The sequence below is a fragment of the Bradyrhizobium retamae genome (assembly GCF_001440415.1).
GTDB classification, from domain to species: Bacteria; Pseudomonadota; Alphaproteobacteria; order Rhizobiales; family Xanthobacteraceae; genus Bradyrhizobium; species Bradyrhizobium retamae.
In genome coordinates, this window is record NZ_LLYA01000192.1 from 110,600 (window position 1) to 129,674 (window position 19,075).

General features: G+C 63.4%; 18 protein-coding genes. 6 read left to right on the forward strand and 12 right to left on the reverse strand.

The features are described 5' to 3' along the window. Positions 1 to 4 precede the first annotated feature (4 nt). The 5 genes from CQ13_RS32805 to CQ13_RS32825 all read right to left on the reverse strand — a co-directional run bounded on the left by CQ13_RS32805 (position 5) and on the right by CQ13_RS32825 (position 5,020). Positions 5 to 1,315, reverse strand: a complete 1,311-nt coding sequence (locus CQ13_RS32805) for an ABC transporter substrate-binding protein (protein WP_057846925.1) — start codon at positions 1,313 to 1,315, stop codon at positions 5 to 7. Between the two features lie 101 nt (positions 1,316 to 1,416). Further along, positions 1,417 to 2,133, reverse strand: a complete 717-nt coding sequence (locus tag CQ13_RS32810) for a hypothetical protein (RefSeq protein WP_057846926.1) — start codon at positions 2,131 to 2,133, stop codon at positions 1,417 to 1,419. 41 nt (positions 2,134 to 2,174) lie between these two features. Next, a complete protein-coding gene (locus CQ13_RS32815; RefSeq protein WP_057847075.1) occupies positions 2,175 to 3,203 on the reverse strand; it encodes an ABC transporter substrate-binding protein in 1,029 nt (342 codons plus the stop codon). Positions 3,204 to 3,404: 201 nt separating this feature from the next. Further along, on the reverse strand, positions 3,405 to 4,193 hold the full coding sequence (locus CQ13_RS32820; RefSeq protein WP_057846927.1) for an ABC transporter permease: 789 nt from the start codon (positions 4,191 to 4,193) through the stop codon (positions 3,405 to 3,407). Next, on the reverse strand, positions 4,193 to 5,020 hold the full coding sequence (locus CQ13_RS32825; RefSeq protein WP_057846928.1) for an ABC transporter ATP-binding protein: 828 nt from the start codon (positions 5,018 to 5,020) through the stop codon (positions 4,193 to 4,195). The genes CQ13_RS32820 and CQ13_RS32825 overlap by 1 nt, the downstream gene beginning before the upstream one ends. Positions 5,021 to 5,209: 189 nt before the next feature. On the opposite strand from CQ13_RS32825, the gene CQ13_RS32830 reads away from it, so the two are divergent. From CQ13_RS32830 to CQ13_RS32840, 3 genes are all read left to right on the forward strand, one after another. Continuing rightward, a complete protein-coding gene (locus tag CQ13_RS32830; RefSeq protein ID WP_057846929.1) occupies positions 5,210 to 5,479 on the forward strand; it encodes a hypothetical protein in 270 nt (89 codons plus the stop codon). Between the two features lie 196 nt (positions 5,480 to 5,675). Further along, entirely contained in the window at positions 5,676 to 6,464 is a 789-nt protein-coding gene (locus CQ13_RS32835; protein ID WP_057846930.1) for an ATP-binding cassette domain-containing protein, read from the forward strand. Then, complete coding sequence (locus tag CQ13_RS32840) at positions 6,461 to 8,020, forward strand: glycine betaine ABC transporter substrate-binding protein (RefSeq protein WP_057846931.1); 1,560 nt, start codon at positions 6,461 to 6,463, stop codon at positions 8,018 to 8,020. The genes CQ13_RS32835 and CQ13_RS32840 overlap by 4 nt, the downstream gene beginning before the upstream one ends. Positions 8,021 to 8,178: 158 nt before the next feature. Here CQ13_RS32840 and CQ13_RS32845 read toward each other — a convergent pair whose 3' ends face one another. The 3 genes from CQ13_RS32845 to CQ13_RS32855 all read right to left on the reverse strand — a co-directional run bounded on the left by CQ13_RS32845 (position 8,179) and on the right by CQ13_RS32855 (position 12,532). Continuing rightward, the gene (locus CQ13_RS32845; protein WP_063800211.1) at positions 8,179 to 9,909 is read right to left on the reverse strand and encodes a sulfatase-like hydrolase/transferase; all 1,731 of its coding nucleotides are present in this window, start codon (positions 9,907 to 9,909) and stop codon (positions 8,179 to 8,181) included. 33 nt (positions 9,910 to 9,942) lie between these two features. Beyond that, positions 9,943 to 11,652, reverse strand: a complete 1,710-nt coding sequence (locus CQ13_RS32850; RefSeq protein ID WP_057846933.1) for a sulfatase-like hydrolase/transferase — start codon at positions 11,650 to 11,652, stop codon at positions 9,943 to 9,945. A gap of 181 nt (positions 11,653 to 11,833) precedes the next feature. After that, positions 11,834 to 12,532 (reverse strand): TetR/AcrR family transcriptional regulator, encoded by a 699-nt coding sequence (locus CQ13_RS32855; protein WP_057846934.1) that lies wholly within the window; start codon positions 12,530 to 12,532, stop codon positions 11,834 to 11,836. 111 nt (positions 12,533 to 12,643) lie between these two features. On the opposite strand from CQ13_RS32855, the gene CQ13_RS32860 reads away from it, so the two are divergent. After that, complete coding sequence (locus CQ13_RS32860; RefSeq protein WP_057846935.1) at positions 12,644 to 13,258, forward strand: hypothetical protein; 615 nt, start codon at positions 12,644 to 12,646, stop codon at positions 13,256 to 13,258. Here CQ13_RS32860 and CQ13_RS32865 read toward each other — a convergent pair. Continuing rightward, positions 13,255 to 13,494, reverse strand: coding sequence for a hypothetical protein (locus CQ13_RS32865; RefSeq protein WP_057846936.1), 240 nt, complete (start codon positions 13,492 to 13,494; stop codon positions 13,255 to 13,257). The two genes, CQ13_RS32860 and CQ13_RS32865, sit on opposite strands and share 4 nt — an antisense overlap. Next, positions 13,491 to 14,360: an SDR family oxidoreductase gene (locus tag CQ13_RS32870; protein ID WP_057846937.1), complete on the reverse strand. Its 870-nt coding sequence runs from the start codon at positions 14,358 to 14,360 to the stop codon at positions 13,491 to 13,493. Before CQ13_RS32870 ends, CQ13_RS32865 begins: the two co-directional genes overlap by 4 nt. A 456-nt stretch (positions 14,361 to 14,816) precedes the next feature. Between CQ13_RS32870 and CQ13_RS32880 the strand changes: the two genes are divergently transcribed. After that, positions 14,817 to 15,923 carry a DUF2336 domain-containing protein gene (locus CQ13_RS32880; protein WP_057846939.1) on the forward strand — a complete coding sequence of 369 codons (1,107 nt, stop codon included), beginning with the start codon at positions 14,817 to 14,819 and terminating at the stop codon, positions 15,921 to 15,923. A 60-nt stretch (positions 15,924 to 15,983) separates the two neighbouring features. Here the strand turns inward: CQ13_RS32880 and CQ13_RS32885 are convergent, their stop codons facing one another. Continuing rightward, on the reverse strand, positions 15,984 to 16,820 hold the full coding sequence (locus tag CQ13_RS32885) for a LysR family transcriptional regulator (RefSeq protein WP_057846940.1): 837 nt from the start codon (positions 16,818 to 16,820) through the stop codon (positions 15,984 to 15,986). A gap of 101 nt (positions 16,821 to 16,921) precedes the next feature. Here CQ13_RS32885 and CQ13_RS32890 point away from each other — a divergent pair, with 101 nt between their 5' ends. Next, positions 16,922 to 17,377 (forward strand): PaaI family thioesterase, encoded by a 456-nt coding sequence (locus CQ13_RS32890; RefSeq protein ID WP_197427519.1) that lies wholly within the window; start codon positions 16,922 to 16,924, stop codon positions 17,375 to 17,377. Positions 17,378 to 17,933: 556 nt separating this feature from the next. Here the strand turns inward: CQ13_RS32890 and ilvC are convergent. Then, complete coding sequence (gene ilvC / locus CQ13_RS32895) at positions 17,934 to 18,953, reverse strand: ketol-acid reductoisomerase (protein ID WP_057846942.1); 1,020 nt, start codon at positions 18,951 to 18,953, stop codon at positions 17,934 to 17,936. Positions 18,954 to 19,075: the final 122 nt, after the last annotated feature.

The window sequence follows — 19,075 nt, forward strand, 5'->3', positions numbered from 1 at the left end:
GCTCTTACTGGTTGCTGAACGTGGTTCCCTTCGGCAGCGGCAGCACGGCCTCGCGCTGCGCCTGGCTCTTCGGCCACACCACAAACGACTTATCGTCAACATACTGGATGACAACGGGGAACGAGCGTTCGTTCTGGCCGGCCATCTGGGTGCCCTCGCCGTGGAACTTGACGCCGAAGCCCAGCATGGTGCCGCCTTCGGGAATATCGGTCTCGAGGGCTGCCTTGCGCAACGCATCGGGATCGACGCCGCCATATTTCTTGATGGCGCGCGGCAGCACCTCGGTCAGAAATAGATAGGTGTTGGATGCCGCCATGCCGACATGCGCGGAGCGAATCGCGACGCCCGGCTTGGCCTTGTCGAACTCCTCGCCGACCATCTTGATGACGGGCGGCAGCTTCGGATCCATCGATTTCTGGTTGGCGAGCCAGATCGAGATCGGATCGGTGTTGAAGACGTAGTTGACGTCGGAGCCCAGACCTTCCTTCAGCTTTTCGTATACGCCATAGCCCGCGCCGTGGCCGACCAGAGCAGCGAATTTCAGGCCCTGCTCGCGCGCCTGGCGGCCGAACAACGTGATGTCAGGGTTGTAGCCGGTGTGGAAGACCACGTCGGGCCGGGCGCGCTTCAGTTTCGTCACCAACGAAGAAAGATCCGGCGCCGTGGCAGAATAGCCTTCCTTCAGCACGACGTTGAAGCCGGCCTTCTTGGCGCCGGCCTCGTTGCCCTTGGAGACGTCGACGCCGTAGGCGCCGTCCTCGTGGATGATGGCAACGCGCAGATCCTTCGGCTCCTTGCCTAGCTTCGCCTTGGAATTCTGCGCGATGAAATCCATCGTCATCAAGCCGAACTGGTCGCCGGAGGCTTGCGGCCGGAACACGTATTTGAAGTTCTTGTCGGCCAGCACCGCGGATGAGATGCAGGTCGTGATCCACATGAAGTTCTTGAGCTGCTCGACGCGCGCGGCCACCGGCACGCATTGCGCCGAGGAGAAGAAGCCGAGCAGCATGTTGACCTTTTCCTGCTCGATCAGCCGCACCGCCTCGTTGATCGCGACGTCGGGCTTGCTCTGGGCGTCGGCATAAACCGCTTCGACCTTGTAGCCCTCGACGCCGGTCTTGGCGTACTGGTCGAGCATGATCTTGGCGCCGATATATTGCAGCTCCGAACCGCCGCCGGCGAGCGGGCCGGTCAGGTCGTAGATGACGCCGATCTTGATTTTCTTTTCCTGAGCCTCGGCGGAAACCGCCATCCCCAGCACCGCGATTGCGGTAGACAGCCCGACGAGAAGGCGTGCAGTTTTGCGCCCCAGCATGGAATTCTCCCTGGATTATTTTTTGTGCACTGCATTTTCTTGTTCTTGGTTGGCGCCTATCACATTGGTAGCGCGACCAGATGTCAAGCGCATTGCGCGCGTCACAGCCGGGAAGCGAGCTGCGCCTCGATGAATGCCGTGACAAAACGCGGCATTGCCGAATTCAGATCGCGCGCGCTGCGCACGAGGTGAATGGCCGACAGTTCCGGCTGACGCTGCGAGGCGAGGTTGCGCTCGATCCGCTTGCGTAGATCGTCGCCCGGCATGTTGACTCGCAGGACGCGGATCATCGCGAGCGTAGGCCCGGTGTAGAAGCAATGCCAATGCGGCTCGGTGTCGTATTCGCCGGGGGCAAGGCCGGTCTCTTCCTCGAGCTCGCGCGTGACGCTGCCGGATATATCGACCGCGCCGTCCCTGATATCGTCGAGGTCGGGCGTGCCTGACGGAAAATAGATGCGCCCGGCATTCGCCGTGTGATGGCCCATTTCGCCGAGCACAAAGGCGCCGTCGGCACAGAGTAGCGCGCCCATGCCGAAACCGTTGAACACGGAAGCGTCAGGAAAGCCCCAGTCCCGCCAGGCCAGAAAACTGGCGAAGTCGGTTTCGAAATAGCTGGCGCTGAAGCGGTCGCCGGAAAACATCGGGTTGCGCCCGAGTAGCACGCGGCCGTTCCACAGTTGCGGTCTTTCGCGCTGCCTTTCGGCAAAATGCGCATCGATGTCCGCGCGCCGCGCTTCCGCGAACGGCCACGCCCAATTTTCGACCACAAGATCGAGCGTGCTGACGCGATAAATGGCCGGAGGCCTCGTGCCATTCATCGCTTCACATCGCTCGATTTCACGCCGATCGTATCCCTTCTTCACTTCGGACTGGCGCCCGTGGTCTTCCTGGCCTGCTCGACATATTTGTTGGTGTACGTCTTGGTCACGTCGATATTGGCTTTCGCCACGTCGGGCGAGCCTTCGCTGAAGACGGCGAGCACCGCGTCGGCGCCCTTCGGGTCCATCAAACCGGTTTGCGAGTACATCGGGATCGTGTTCTTCAGCGCGGCGAGATAGAGCGCCTTGTCCTTGCCGACCATTCCCTCCGGCATCTTCGCCATGATCTCTTCCGGTGAATGCGAATGGATCCAGTTGAGCGTGTTGACGATCGCGTTGGTCAGCGCCTGCACTTCCTTCGGGTGCGAATTGATCCAGGCCGCCGTGGTGTAGAGCGCGCCGCCCGGATACTCACCGCCGAACACGGCCAGCGTGTCCTTTTGCGAGCGGGTGTCGGCCAGTATCTTCAAATCCGGATAGCTGCCCTGCAAAACGGTGACGGACGGATCGAGCATCACGGCGGCGTCGATCTGGCCCTGCTGCATCGCCGCCACCGCAGTGGCCCCTAAGCCGACGCCGATCACCGCGGCGCTGGTCGGATCGAGGCCATTCTTCTTCAACAGATATTTTAAGAAGAAATCGGTCGAGGAGCCCGGCGCGCTGACGCCGACCTTCTTGCCGGCCAGATCCTTGATCGATTTGATCTCGCTGGTGTGCGCGGGCGACACGACAAGCACCAGGCCGGGATAGCGGTCGTAGATCACGAAGGACTGCAGCTCCTGCTTCTTGGCGGCCAGGTTGACGCAATGGTCGAAATAGCCCGAAACCACGTCGGCGCTGCCGCCGAGCACCGCTTTCAGCGCGTCCGAGCCGCCCTTAAGGTCGACCAGCTCGACCGCCACGCCCGCCTTTTCATATTCGCCGAGCTGTTTGGCCAGCACGGTCGGCAGGTAGCACAGGCAGGCGCCGCCGCCGATCGCGATGGTGACCTTGCTTTGCGCTGCGGCAAATCCCGAGGTCAGTGTGAGCGCCAGCAGCGAAGCGGCCAACCGCCTGAACAGTTTCTTCATGGGTTCCTCCATTCGTTGGCGGCAAGATAGAGCAGCGGATGTGCGTTGAGAAGGCGTACTTCCTTCCGACCATCTCCGTCATTGCGAGCCAACGGGTCGCGCGAACGCGCTTCCGATGACAGGCTCCGCGAAGCAATCCATGCCACACGCGGAGCCATGGGTTGCTTCGTCGCTACGCTTCTCGCAATGACGAGACGGCGTCTACCCCCGCCCCTCCGCCGCCGTCGGACGCCACACCAGAAGTCGCCGTTCGACCAGCGTCACGCCGAAGTCGATCAGGATGACAAAGGCGGACAGCACGAACATGCCGGCGAACACGCCAGCGACGTCGAACACGCCTTCGGCCTGCTGGATCAGGTAGCCGAGGCCGGCGGCCGATCCCAGATATTCGCCGACTACGGCGCCGACCACGGCAAAACCCACCGACGTGTGCAGCGAGGAGAACATCCACGACAGCGCCGAGGGCCAGTAGACGTGCCGCATCAACTGCCGCTCGTTCATGCCGAGCATGCGGCCGTTGTCGAGCACGGTGTTGGAGACTTCCTTGACGCCCTGATAGACATTGAAGAACACGATAAAGAACACCAGCGTCACGCCGAGCGCGACCTTGGACCAGATGCCGAGCCCCAGCCACAGCGTGAAGATCGGCGCCAGCACCACGCGCGGCAGCGCGTTGATCATCTTCACATAGGGATCGAACACCGCGGCGACGCGCGGCTGTCGCGCGAACCAGAAGCCGACCAGGACGCCGGCGACCGATCCGATCACGAAAGCGAGGATCGATTCCCACAGCGTGATGATCAGGTGCTTCCAGATCACGCCTGACGAGAACCATTTGACGATCTGGCTGCCGACATCGATCGGGTTGGAAAAGAAGAACGGCGGCAGCAGGATTTTGCCGAACACCGGTACGGTAGTCAGGAACTGCCATACCGCCAGCGCGACGACCGCGACCAGCAATTGCAACAGGAGCAGCGTCGAGCGGGACATCAGCCTGCCTCCGCACTTCGCGTGGATTGTGCGTAGCCCTTCATCACTTCGTCCTTCAACACGCTCCAGATCTCCCGGTGCAGTTCGTGAAAGTCCTTCTCCATCCGGACTTCCGAAATGTCGCGCGGCCGCGGCAGTTTTACCCGCCAGTCGCCGATGATGCGCGCGCTTGGCCCTGCCGACATGATCACGACGCGATCGGCCAGCGCGATCGCCTCTTCGAGATCGTGGGTCACGAACAGCACCGCCTTGCGGTCGGCGTTCCATAGTTCGAGCAGCAGGTTGCCCATGATCTGCCTTGTCTGGGCGTCGAGCGGGCCGAACGGCTCATCCATCAGCAATATTTTTGGATCACGTATCAGGACCTGGGCAAGACCGACGCGCTTGCGCTGGCCGCCAGACAGCATGTGCGGATAGCGGTTGGCGAAGGCGCCGAGGCCGACCGACGTGAGCCAACCCTGCGCGCGCTGCAGCGCCTGTTCGCGCGGCGCACCCTTGATCTCGAGCCCGATGGCAACGTTGTCGAGTGCGGTCTTCCAGGGAAACAGCGCATCGGCCTGGAAGAGATAGCCAGCATCGCGGTTCAACCCGGCCAGCGGCTGGTCGAAGATCTTTACCGATCCCGCCGCCGGCTTCAGGAGCCCTGCCGCGACGTTGAGCAGCGTCGATTTCCCGCATCCGGTGGGGCCGACGATGGCGACGAACTCGCCATGCGCGACGGACAGGCTGGCCTGCTCCACCGCCGTATAGACGCGGTCCCCGGCCACACGAAATGCCACCGTCGCATCGTCAAGTGCGACCGCTGCCGGCTGTGCGGTATCTGCCATGTTTCTCCCCAAATCTTTGGAGGGATGCCTTAGCGGGTACGAAGGATAAGTTCAACGCGGCCCTGCAACGCGTCGTCGAACGTCAGCGGCGCGAGCCAAATACCGGTTGCCTCGGCGTCCCTTCCAGAAGGGTACAGGTTGCTGCAAACTGCATAGGCAGCCTTCGATTCGTAGACGTCTTGAGGAGCCATGAACGAGATTTTGATATCCGCCTGCACCATGTTTCTCGTTCCAGCGACGCTTTTGTTTGGCGCCTTAGGCGTCGCGAACTCGTCCTTTCTCAAGATGCTGGTCTGCTTGCTTGGCGTAGCCACGGCAGGAATATGGCTTTACCGGATATGGTGGTGGACAGGCCTGTCCTTGATTGATCGCAGAACGGCCCTTGGCCTCGCGGGCATGTATGCGTGTGCATGGCTGGTGACATTCCTGGTGCAGTTGAAGAATGCGTTCTCGCGCTGACTGACCCCGTGTTGCCCAGAATCCTGTCAGTTAGCTATCTGAAGTCGGGGTGATCCACGGGGCAAGCCGTGGACAATTTTCGAACCTTGTTGCTCCACGGCCGCGCGGGCGACAGTCGAAGTCCCGCATTCGCGACCGGCCATTTATCAGCTATCACTGTATCCGTTGGGAAGAGCCAAGGGTTGGGACCGATCGAATGCCTACCACGCCACTGATCGCATATGCGCATGTTGGCAAGACCTTCGACGCCGGCCGCGTGGTGGCGGTCGATGACGTCTCGCTTGAGGTCGCCGAGGGCGAACTCCTCGCCATCGTCGGCGGCTCCGGCTCGGGCAAGACCACGCTATTGCGGCTCGCCAACCGCCTGATCGAGGCTGACTCTGGCACCATCACAGTCGAAGGCGAGGACGTCCGCAACGTAGATCCGATCCTGTTGCGGCGGCGGATCGGCTATGTATTTCAGAGCGGCGGGCTGTTTCCGCATCTGAGCGTCGCCGGCAATATCGGCATCACGCCAAAGTTGCTTGGCACGCGGCCCGCCGAGATTTCCGTGCGGGTGGATGAATTGCTCGACCTTGTCAGGCTCGACCGCACGCCATATCGCGACCGGCTGCCGCATGAGCTCTCCGGCGGCCAGCGCCAGCGCGTCGGCGTGGCGCGGGCGCTCGCCGCACGCCCGCGCATCATGCTGATGGACGAGCCGTTCGGCGCGCTCGACCCCCTAACCCGCGACGCGCTCGGCGACGATTTTCGCGAGCTGCACAAGAAACTTGGCCTGACCACGGTCATGATCACCCACGACATGACGGAAGCGATCCTGCTCGCCGACCGCATCGCGATCATGTGCGACGGGCGGCTGTTGGCGCAGGGCACTCCGGCCGAGCTTTCCAAATCCGACGACGCTTACGTCGGCGAACTCCTGCGCACGCCACGGCGGCAGGCCGAGCGGCTGAGCGCATTGCTTCCTCGTGAGGGCGCGGCATGAGCATCTTCGCCGATCCGCGCTGGAGCGAGGCATTGGGCCATTTGCCCGATTATCTCGGCAACCACGTCCGCGTCAGCGTCGCCGCGCTGGTGCTGGGGTTACTCGTCAGCCTGCCGCTCGCGATCATCGCACGCCATCGGCCGGTGATGCGCGGCGGGCTGCTCGGGCTTGCCAGCATCGTGCAGACTGTGCCGGGCCTGGCATTGCTGGCGCTGTTCTATCCGCTGCTCCTGGCGCTCGCGGCGTTGTCGCTGTCATGGTTCGGCGTCAGTTTTTCCGCGTTCGGATTTTTACCCGCGGTGCTGGCGCTGGCGCTCTATTCGATGCTGCCGGTGCTGCGCAACACCATCACCGGGCTGCAGGGCGTCGACGCTGCGATCCTGGAAGCGGCGCAGGGCGTCGGCATGACGCCGCGGCAATCGCTGTTCACGGTGGAATTGCCGCTGGCGCTGCCGGTGATGATGGCAGGCATCCGAACTTCGGCTGTCTGGGTGATCGGCACTGCGACGCTGTCAACGCCGATCGGCCAGACCAGCCTCGGCAATTACATCTTTGCGGGGCTGCAGACCCAGAACTGGGTGTTCGTGCTGTTCGGCTGCCTGGCCGCCGCGGTGCTGGCGCTCGCGGTCGATCAGTTGCTGGCGCTGATCGAAGGCGGGTTGCGCCACCGCAGCCGTTTTCGCGCGACACTGGGCGGCGTCGGCATTGCGGCGCTCGTCGCAGCCACGCTGACGCCGAACCTGGTGCGGCCGCAGACGAACTACATCATCGGTGCCAAGACTTTTGCCGAGCAGTATGTCCTGTCGGCCTTGATGGCGCAGCGGCTGAAAAAGGCTGGGCTTTCGGCAACGACGCGCGAAGGTCTCGGCTCCAACGTGATCTTCGAAGCCCTGGCGGCTGATGACATCGACGTCTACATCGATTATTCCGGCACGCTGTGGGCCAACCAGTTTCACCGCACCGACATCAAGCCGCGTCAGGAGCTCTTGGCCGAGCTGAAGACGATACTAGCGAAGCAGAACATCACACTGCTCGGCGAGCTCGGTTTCGAGAACGCCTATGCGCTGGTGATGCCGCGCAAGCGCGCCGAGCAGTTGGGTATCCGCACCGTCGCCGATCTCGCCTCGCGCGCCGCAAACATGTCGATCGCCGGCGACTATGAATTCTTCTCGCGCCCCGAATGGGCCGCGCTACGCAGGGCCTACGGCCTGTCGTTCCGCGGCCAACGTCAGATGCAGCCGGACTTCATGTATGCGGCGGTCGCCTCCGGCGAAGTCGACGTCATCGCCGGCTACACCAGCGACGGGCTGATCGCGAAATACGATCTGGTGGTGCTCGGCGATCCCAGGCACGCAATCCCGCCCTATGATGCGATCGTGCTGCTCGCGCCGAAGCGCGCCAATGACGAGGCGTTGCGCAAGGCGCTGGCCCCGCTGCTCGGCAAGATCGACATCGCCACCATGCGCGAAGCAAACCTGCGCGCATCCGGCAACGACGCCGCGAGCTCGCCGGATGCGGTAGCGCAGTGGCTGTGGGAGAAGGTGGGGAAGAGGTGAGGAGAGGCTGCCGAGCTCCCTCCCCGTCATTGCGAGCCGCGCACCGACGAAGCAATCCACGCCTCCACGTGCGGCGAAATGGATTGCTTCGCGGAGCCTGTCATCGGGCGCGCATTCGCGCGACCCGTTGGCTCGCAATGACGGCGACAGAACGGAAATCAAAGCCCCTTGATCATGCCGGCGTCGATCAGAAGCCGGTTGAACCTGCGCGCCTCCGCGCCTTTCCTGCAGTCATAGAAGGCTCCCTTGCAGCGGAGCATGATGCTCTTCTGCTCTGCAAAGGTCGGATCAAGCGGGATGCCGGCGGCTTCCTGCAGCACGAGGGGGATGTACGCCGCGTCGAGCGTTTCGAGCGCCGATGACAGGTTGCGCGGCTGGTAGTTGATGCCGTCGATGGCATAGTAGGTAGAGAAGTAGCGTGGATCGGCGGCCATCACCCGTTTCGCCAGCGTCGCCTGATCGATCCCGGGCTCCAGCATCTTTTGCGAGATCGCCGGCTGGTGATCGCCGAAACGCAGCACCAGAAATGACTGGTCCGGATAGTCGCGCTTCAGCCGCTCGGTGAATTCGCGATAGTCGTTGGCCGTCATGGTCTGACGGCGAATATATTCATCGACCTCCGCAGTGTTGCCCGGCGGCGTCCAGCCCGGCGGCGTCAGATCGGGCCGGTAGACGTCGGTCCAGGGAAAATGGTTGGCCGTGAGGTAGACGAACATGAAGACTGGCGCCTGCTGAGACTGCTCGCGCGCAAACACCTTTAGCGCCTGATCGAAATAGAACTTGTCGGGCTGCATGTCCTGGTTCACGCCCATATCCGCCATGTCGACGAAATGGCCGACGCCGGCTCCCTTCTGGAAGGTGCGCGCGCCAAGGAAGTTGCCATAGGTCGGATAGAGAGAGAAGGTTTTGTACCCGCAGTTCCGCAGCGCCTGTGGCAGTCCACGGGTCACGCGACCCGCGGTTATCCTCGTCACGTAGAACTTGAGATCGCCGAACGACCGCGCCGAGAGGCCCGTCAGCACGTTGAACTCGGTGTACCAGGTCGGACCGCCGGTCGCCTCGGCCATCATGGTGCGCTGCTTGCCGTCGATGGACTTGAAGTAGTCGGCGTATCCCGCCGGCACCTTGATGCCTGGCGCGGACCTGACGTCGAAGCTCGACTCGTCGAGCAGCATGATAATGTGCGGCCGCTTTGCGTCGGCATCACAGGCAGCGTCAGGCGGCAGCGCCGAACGGCCGGCGGCGTGCGCTTCCGGTGCGAGCCGAAGCGGGGCATTTGCCGGCGGATCGGCCTCGATCCATCCCGTCGAAGCCAGCCGCGACACCGCCACCACGCCCGAGCGCGCGAGATTGGAAATGTGGTTGATGCCCTGGAACGGTTCCCACGGCTGCTCGGGCCATGCGACCGACATCGCCGATATCGATGCAATGCTCGCGGCCAGACCGATCAACGCCAGGCGTCGCCGCACCCGGAACGGATCGAAACGCCAAGCCAGCCACAACAGCGGCACGGCAATGATCCCCGCCATGATCAACTGCGTCTGCAATCGCGGAAACACCGAGAGCAGAAACGAAAACGTATCACGGTCGATGATCAGGAAGTCGAGGAACGTCAGGGTGAGCTGCAGGATGCCGAATTTGAAGCGTGACAGCTCGATCAGGATCACGATGAGGGTCACTGCAATCGCTGCACAGATGCCGGGCCGTTGCAGCACGAGCAGCAGGAAGCAGTTCACGAAAACCCACGCCAGCATGGCCAGCGTGATCGCAAACGGCCCGTATTCGCTGGTGAGCAGGACCACGAGTCCCGCCAGATGGACGGCGATAATCAGGCCGGCCGGGACAAAGAACCGGGCGCCGCGCGATTGCGCGCGGATGCTTTCGCTCATTCCCCGTTCAGCGGCGGTCGGCATGTCTCGTCTCTAGAGCCCTTTGATGAAACCTGCGTCGATCAATAACCGGTTGAACCTGCGCGCCTCGGCGCCATCCTTGCAGGCATAAAATACACCCTTGCAGCGAAGCATGATGTTCTTTTGCTCCTTGAACGAGGGGTCGAGCGGAATGCCGGCGGCCTCCTGGATCACCAGCGGCAGATAGGGCGCGTCGATCGTGTCCATAATCGCGGAACTCTTCACTGGCTCGAAGTTGACGGCGTCGATCGCGTAATAGGTGGTGAAGTAGCGCGGGTCGTGGGTATCGAACTTGCGGGCTACCCTGGCTTCATCCAGGCCGGGATCGAGCAGGTTCGAGGAAAACTCCGGCTGATGGTCACCGTAGCGGACGATCAGGAACGGCTGCGCCGGGAACTTCTTTTTCAGGCTGGCGACGAACGCCGCATAATCCCCGGCACTCAATGTCTGGCGGCGCAGATATTCGTCGACGACGGGCTCGTTGCCTTGCGCGCGCCAGGACGGCAGCAGGTCGGGGCGGAATTTGGTTTCCCAGGGGAAATGGTTGGCGGCGAGATAGACGAAGGTGAACAGCGGCGTGTTGACCGGCTGCTCGGCGATCAGATTCACGGCCTTGTCGTAGAAGAAGCTGTCAGGCTCGATGCCCTTGGCGCCGAGCGCGCGCGCGTCATAGAAGTGCTGAATGCCGGTGGAGGTCTGGAAGCCACGCGCCCCCATGAAGGCGCCGTAGGCGGGATAGAGCGAGATGGTGTTGTAGCCGCAGCGGCGCAGCGCCAGCGGCAATCCGCGCTCGACCCGGCCCGAGGCGATGCGGGTGACGAAATAGGAGAAGCGGCCGAACGACCGCGACGACAGGCCGGCAAGCACGTTGTACTCGGCCATCCAGCTTGCGCCGCCGCTGCTCTCGGCCATGAACTTGCGCTCGCGGCCGTCAAAGGACTTGAAATGGCTGCCATAGCCCGGCGGCACCTTGACGCCGGCGGCCTGGCGGATGTCGAAGCTCGACTCGTCATGGATCATGATGATGTGCGGGCGGCGACCGGCCACATGACAGGAATCGACCAGCGGCACCTTCAGCCGCTCGGCAGTCACGGCTTCCGATTCCATAAAGCCGTGATTGACGAAGTCGGAAACCGCGGTCACGCCCGAGCGGGCGAATTTGGAGAGATAGCCATCGTCGTAATAGCCGCGCCAGGCTTCATCGGGCCAGACGACGGAATAACCGGCCAGGCTTGCGAGACAGGTCAGCAGGCCAGCGGTGGCCGGCAGGCGGCGGATGCGAAACGGATCGAGCCACCACAGCGCGTACATCAGCGGCATGATGACAAGGGATGCGCCGACCACGCTCCAGCGCAAGTTCGGAAAGATCGTGAACAGATACGCCGCGGTGTCGCGGTCGATCACCATCAGGTCGACGAAGTTCGCCGTCATCTGCACGACGTCGTGCTTGAGCCGCGACAGCAGCACCAGGAGCACGACCAGCGTCAGCGACAGCGCGCCCGACAGCGCCGGACGCCGCAGCAGCGCAATAAAGAGGAAGTTCAGGATGCCCCAGGCCAGGGCAAAACCCATGCGGCCGCCGAAATCGGTTTCGGTGTGCAGCAGGATCGCCAGCGCCGATATGTGCGGTGCAGCAACGGCCGAAAGCCGCCAGAAGCCGATCGCGGCAAGGCCGGCAGCAAGGGTGGTGGCGGAGGGCCCAGGATTTGGCGCGGGCGCCATGAGAGGAACGCAACATGACCCGGCGCAATACAAAGCCTTGGCTGGCGACGACCAGAAGACGCACGACCCATCCGGAACCTGAGCCGCGTCACAAAAACGTAGTGGAATCGTCACGAACAGGCAATGAATTTGCCTTCGGGCGGACGTTTGCCGGTACTCGTACGGCCGTTGAGCGCCATGATCAGGCCGGCCGTGGGCGGCTGGCTACCCCCTCGATGAAAAGATCCAGCACCGCCTCGGCGGTCCGCTCGGCCTCGGGGCCTGCCACGCCCCAGCGCGGAAAATGGCCGTCGATATTCATCCGGGCAAAACCATAGACCAGCGCCCGGCCGGCGATCTGAACCTGCTTGAGGTCGGCGCTGCGGAGCTGGCCCGCCGCAAAGGCTTCGGCCAGCGTTTGCTCGGTCAGCGCGATCAGTTCGGCATTGTCGCTGGAGATGGCGGCCGCCTGGTCGTGATCGAACAAGCGGCGGCTGGAAATGATTTCGAAATGGGTCGGGTTGCGCATCGCCCAGCGCAGATACGCGAGCCCGAGGCAGCGAAAGCGGCCGAGCGGATCGCCGGCCGGCGCCGCGGCAAGCGCCGCCTTGATCTCGGCCCGAAACCGCCGCTGCGCCTCTTCCGCCACCGCCTGGATCAGGGCGTCGCGGCTCGGAAAATGCCGGAACGGCGCCCCCGGCGACACGCCGGCCCGGCGGGCGGCCTCCCGGACGCTAACCGCCTCCGCCCCGCCCTCGCCGACCAGTTGCAGCGCGGCGTCGATCAGGACGCGCCGGAGGTCGCCATGGTGATAGGGTTTTGGCGCGGCCGCTCGCGCAGCGCGGCGGCGCGGCTTGGTGGTGGGGGATTTTGCGGCGGAAGGCTTGCCTGACGGACGCATGCCCTCTCCTACCATCACCAGGTCGTGAATGTAAGCACTGATTACACGGTTGACCTGATCCGTACAGCGAATGTAACTGGTGATTACATAAGCAGCCGGGGGGAGCAAAACATGCCGACACAAAAATGGTTCGAAGGCTGGCGGCTGTTCGCCCTGCTCGCGCTGACGCTGCTGGCCATGAGCATCTGGATCGCCGGCATGCGCGGCTTCGAGGTCGACGGCGTGCGCATGGTGATCCGCTTCACCGCGCGCACCTCGCTGTTGCTGTTCTGCCTCGCCTTCTCGGCCGCCGCGCTGGCGCTGTTATGGCCGAACGCCTGGACGCGATGGCTGCGCCGCAACCGCCGCTATGTCGGCGTCACCTTTGCTGCCTCGCACGCCATCCACGCAGTCGCCATCCTGGCCTTCGCCGTGATGGACCCGATAGGCTATGCCGCGGCGACCTCGATCGCGTCCTACATTTTCGGCGGCATCGGTTATGCCTTCATCGTCGCGATGGCCGCGACCTCGTTCGACCGCACGGCCGCTGCGATCGGCGCACGCGCCTGGCGCCGGCTGCATCTCGTGGGCGGCTACTACCTGCTGTTCCAGTTCATGGTGTCGTTCGGCAAGCGGATTCCTGACATGCCGCTCTACGCGCTGTTCCTGATTCCACTCGTGGCGGTGTTCGCGCTGCGGAGGATCGCGATGGCGCCGCGTGCCCAGGCGCCGGCACGGGCGGGCTAGTCGTCCTTCAGGTAAAACTTCCGTCCGAGCCGGCGGTGCACTGACATGACGGCCCGGTCGACATCGCTGATCAGGCTGTCGCCGAGAACGACGTTGGGGATTTCCCAGTTCCGCCCCTCGCGGATGTTGGGAAGCGCGCGCACGGCGGGGACGGACGCCGTTTCGCATCCCGGTTGGCTGCGAAGCGCCGCGTCGGCGATTTGCGTCAGCTCGGCTCTGCTCTTTCCTGTCGTCACAGGTGGCCGGTGCCTTTGCTCTGCGCCGTCAGCCCGAGGCGCTTGGCGATGATCCGGTCGAGGGTGCGCTTGGGCAACGCCGCCGCCATGAACTGGCGCATCGGATCCGGCGCGATGACGTAGCGCACCTTGGGATTGGGTCGCGTCAACGCCTCGAACACCTTCTCGGCGATCATCTCGGCCGGCAATCCGTTCGCGCCGAGTTGCAGCATGAAGGCGCGGATTTTCTCCAGCGCCGGGAAATATGGCGAGTTTTTGTAGGCGGAGATATCGACCTCCTCGGCCTTGCTCCAGATCGGCGTCTTGACCGCGCCCGGCGCAATGACGATGACGTCGATCCCGAACAACATCAGTTCGCGGCGCAGGCTCTCCGAGAGCCCCTCGATGGCGTGCTTGGAGGCAGAATAGGCCGAGGTCAGCGGATTGCCGTTCTTACCAGCGACCGAGGAGATCATCACGATCCGCCCCTTCGGCCCCTTCAGGGCCGGATCGGAGCCGAGCAGCGGCCCGATGGCCTGGGTCGCAATGATCGGGCCGATGAAATTGACCTCCATCTGGCGACGGAATTCGTCAGCGGCGAGTTCGAGCACCGGGCCCGATACCGCAATGCCGGCATTGTTGACGAGGCCGGCGAGCGTTTCGCCGCTGAGCGCGCGCCGGACCTCGCGCGCCGCCGCCAGCACCGCGGCTTCATCGGTGACATCGAAGGTCAGCGGCGTGAAGTTCGTCCCGAACTCAGCTTTGAGGCGGTCGGCATCGGCCTGCTTGCGCACGCTGCCGAACACGCGGAAGCCGCGGTCGAGCAAGAGCTTCGAACTGGCCCAGCCGATGCCGGTGGACGCGCCGGTGATGACAACAGATCTCATGACCTAAGCCCTTGTAAGAGGTTTAATGAAGTTCGTCGTGAAGGAATGCTTAAGCGCCGGCTCCGCAGGCTTCCTCCGCGGGGTGCAGCCAGTCTTGACGGCGTCTTGTTCGGCAGATTGCTATTCGAATTTTCCCGGGAACGGTTTGGTGAGGATAGCAGCCGGACCGGAATACCGGAAGCGGCGGCAGATGGCCGATCGGTTCGACGTCGGCGATTTATCGCGCGAAATCGCGGCATACGTCCCGATCGGATTGGTAAAGAAATTCGGAGCGCAGAATTTGCAATGCGCAGGCCCTGCTTCGGCATGCGTCTGTCCGCAACAAGCGCGGCCGATGCATTGCCCGATTCAAATGCAGTCGATCTTTATTTTGCCGAGTCCCCGCCTTTAACGCAGGGGTAAGGCTCGGTTGGCCATTGTGGGCGCGAACCCTTCAACAACAGACAGGCTGCCCACATGGTGCAACAGCCGGCGCACTCGATCATTGCCGAACTTGAAGATGCCGTCAGAGGCGGTTCATCCGCCAAGCGGGTGGAGACCCTGCGGCAGGTCACCGATCTCTTCCTCCATGACGGAGAACGCCTCAGCGACGATCAGGTCAGGGTCTTCGACGACGTGCTCTGCCTCCTGATCGCGCGTGTCGAGACACGGGCGAAGGCCGAACTTTCCAAGCGGCTGGCGCCGCTCGACTACGCTCCGTTCGAAGTCATCCAGCATCTCGCCTGGGACGACGAGATCGAGGTCGCCGGCAGCGTGCTGGCCCATTCCAGCCGGCTCGGGACCGATGTGCTGGTCAAGATCGCCAGCAGCAAGGGACAGGATCACCTGCTCGCCATTTCCGGCCGCGCCGAACTGCCCGCGGCCGTGACCGACGTCATCGTCGACCGCGGCGAAGGCCAGGTGATCCGCAAGCTCGCCAACAATGCCGGCGCCAAGTTTTCCGACCAGGGCTATTCCACCATCGTCGCCCGCGCCGGCGCCGACGACGAACTGGTCGAAATCCTCGGCCTTCGCGCCGATTTCCCGGCCAAGTTCATAGGCGACCTGCTGCGCCGCGCCAAGGAGACCGTTCGCGCGCGGCTTCTGGCCATCGCGCCGCCCGCGCTCCAGGACGAGATCAAGCGGGTCCTGAACGAGGTCGCCCGCGAGGCCCCGCCACCGAGCCGGAGCTTCGGAGTCGCCGAGGAACTCGTGAAGCTGATGAAGGGGTTGAACGAGCTCGACGACGCGGCGGTGTACAAATTCGCTGAAACGAACAAGTTCGACGAAGTGACGGTCGCGCTTGCCGTCCTCAACGACATGCCGGTCGAGATGACGGCGAAGCTGATGGAAGGGCCGCGGGCCGACCTGATCCTGATTCCTTGCCGGTCAGCACGCCTGAACTGGCCGACGGTCGAGTCCATCCTGCGCAACCGGCCGGTAAAGCCTCCGATCAGCGAGCAGACGCTGGAGATCGCGCAACGCGATTTTCGCAAGCTGTCGATGGAGACGGCCCAGCGCACCGTCCGCTTCTGGCAGTTGCACAACAAGATCGAGAAAGAGCCAATCATCCGGACGAATTGAGCGGTCGAATTGGGTCTTGCCTGTGCGCCGTGGTCACGGCGCGCACACGGTCCGAACCGGTCACCGGCCATCCAGCGCGCGATCCAGCCAACCATCGGCGCCGCCTCGAACCCATTCAAAGCCGAGCCGCCGGGTCAGATCGACACCCTCGGGGCGAAGCATCCGCACCTCGGGGTGCTCGAAACTATCTGGCATCAGACAGAAGCCGAGACCCGCCGCCACCATCGCGAGCGCCCGCGCGTCGCTGTCCGTCTGGGCGACGACTTTCGGCCGCACCTTCCAGGCGTCGAGAATGCGCGACGCCGACTGCAGCTGCTCGCAGTGTATGCGCACGATCAAAGGCTGGCCCGCCAAGATCTCGGGCGAGACTGGCCCGCGCGGGAATGAGCGGGCGGAAACGGCCAGCGCCTGCCGATCAGCCGCCAATTCCAATTGCCGGTGGCCTCGTGCGGCCGATCCGAGCGCCGTCAGGACGACATCGTAGCGGCCATTGGCTAGCCGCTGTCGCAGCTTGGCAAGCGGTGCATCTTCGGTCCGCCACGACCGCCCCGGCTCGATTGCCCGCAACCGCTCAATGCATTGCGCCACGAATGCCGGAGCAATCGTCGGCAGAATTCCAAGCCGCAGCGGCCTGCCCGATGGCCTGCCGCCGGACGCCGCCTTGAGCCGCTCAGCCTGGCGCAAAATCGATCGCGAGGTCTCCAGCACCTCTTCGCCCCTCGGAGTGAGCCTCACGCCACGCGCATGACGCTCCAGCAGTGCGAATCCCAGCTCGGCCTCGAGGGAGGCTATCGCGGCGGACAGCGTCGGCTGCGTGACGAAGGCCCGGCGCGCGCCGGCGCTGAAGCTGCCCGCTTCGGCAACAGCCACGAAATACCTGATCTGCTTGAAATCCATCCATAGAGGATATCTATAGCTCGATATCAGAGCAATCGCGATTGCCTAAGCCTCTCGCTGATCCGAGCATGGCGCCGGTCAATGAAGCCGGGAGAGGATCGATGGATCGTCCGAAACCGCAGATGTCCACGCACGATGCAATCCGCGAACTGGTCGAACGGGTCACCTATGCGCCCGGCTATACCAAGGCCGTCGGCACCAGGGTCGAGCACGCGGAACCCGGCCACGTCGTGATGTCGCTCGCGAAAGGCGATGGTCTCGTGCAGGTGAACGGCTTCTTTCATGGCGGCGTCATCGCCGGGCTGGCGGACCATGCCGGCGGCGGGGCCGTCACCACGGCCATGCCGCCCGGCCGGTTTGCGGTGACCGTCAACCTCCAGGTCAGCTATCTGGCTCCGGCAAAGGGGGAGTCGCTGATCGCGCGCGCCCGCGCGATTCTGGTTGGAAGCACGATTGGCGTGGCACATGTGGACGTGGCATCGCTGGCCGACGGGACGGAGACGCCGTGCGCGGTGGCGATCGTGACGCTTCGCGGCGTCGACTTCCCCGCCCGATAGTCACAACGTAATACCGGCGGTGGCGGTGGCTCGCGCGAGATGCTTCAGCGCTCCGAACAAACACTGTCTTGCAACACCGGATCATCGCTGATCCGACACATGAGGGCCTCCGAAGCCGTGAACCAGCGTCCCGGCGCTGTCGCTCAAAGGATCATTCACGGTGAGAGCACAGATTAAGCAACGGCGCTTTGAATCTGTAAGCGCTCACGTTTTCGTCGCCAATGTAGTTGTTGAACTGCTTCGCGCCCAAGGATGTGCATAAAGCGTCAGTTCTTCGGCTTGGGTTGTCGGCGCGTTTCGAGTGGCGCATTGAAGAATGTGGTTGAACCATCAGTTCTTCGAGGAAACGGCGAGACCGTGGGTTGCGATCTCGCCGGACAATGCCGCGCAAGGATTAAGATTTGGTGTTGCAGTACCGTAGTGGGCAAAGGCGCTTTGCGCCGTGCCCACCACCTATCCACTTAATCATCTTGCATGGTGGCCACGCTGAGCCTGTCATCGGGCGCGCATTCGCGCGACCCGTTGGCTCTGCCCACCCTACACGATCGTCTGCGCCTCAGTTCTTCGTCTTGTCGACCAGCGCGCCCTTCTTGATCCACGGCATCATGTCGCGGAGCTTGGCGCCGACTTCCTCGATCGGGTGCTGGGCGAGCTTGGCGCGGGTCGCCTTGAACGAGGTCTGGTTGACCTTGTTCTCCAGCATCCAGTCGCGGGCGAACTTGCCGGACTGGATGTCGTTGAGTACCCGCTTCATCTCCTTCTTGGTCTCGTCGGTGACGATGCGCGGGCCGGTGACGTATTCGCCGTACTCGGCGGTGTTGGAGATCGAGTAGTTCATGTTGGCGATGCCGCCTTCATAGATCAGGTCGACGATCAGCTTCACCTCGTGGAGGCACTCGAAATAGGCCATCTCCGGCGCGTAGCCGGCTTCGACCAGCGTCTCGTAGCCGCCCTTGATCAGTTCCACCAGGCCGCCGCAGAGCACCACCTGCTCGCCGAACAAATCGGTCTCGCACTCTTCCTTGAACGTGGTCTCGATGATGCCGGCGCGGCCGCCGCCGATCGCCGAGGCATAGCTCAAGCCCAGGTCATGGGCATTGCCGGAGACGTCCTTGGCGATCGCGATCAGGCAGGGCACGCCGCCACCGCGCTGATATTCCGAGCGCACGGTATGGCCGGGGCCCTTCGGGGCGATCATCAGCACGTCGAGGTCGGCGCGGGGATCGAGCAGGTTGAAATGGACGTTGAGGCCGTGCGCGAATACCAGCGCCGCGCCCTTCTTCATGTTGTCGTGCAGGTGCTCGCGGTAGATGTCGCCCTGGAGTTCGTCCGGGGTCAGCATCATCACGAGGTCGGCCCAGTTGGCGGCCTCGGCGACTTCCATCACCTTGAAGCCGGCAGCCTCCGCCTTCTTGGCCGAGGCCGAGCCCTGGCGCAGCGCAATCGCCACTTCCTTAACGCCGGAGTCCTTCAGGTTCAGCGCATGGGCGTGGCCCTGGCTGCCATAGCCGACGATGACGACCTTTTTGCCCTTGATCAGGTTCAGGTCGGCGTCGCGATCGTAATAAACACGCATGGTCGTTTCCTCAATCGATGGCCAAAAAGGGCCGGTTAATCAGGCATTTGGACAGGTGAGACCGCCGGTCGCCCGCGAATTTCCGGCGTTGTCTAGAGCATTTTTCCTCGAAGGGGAAACCC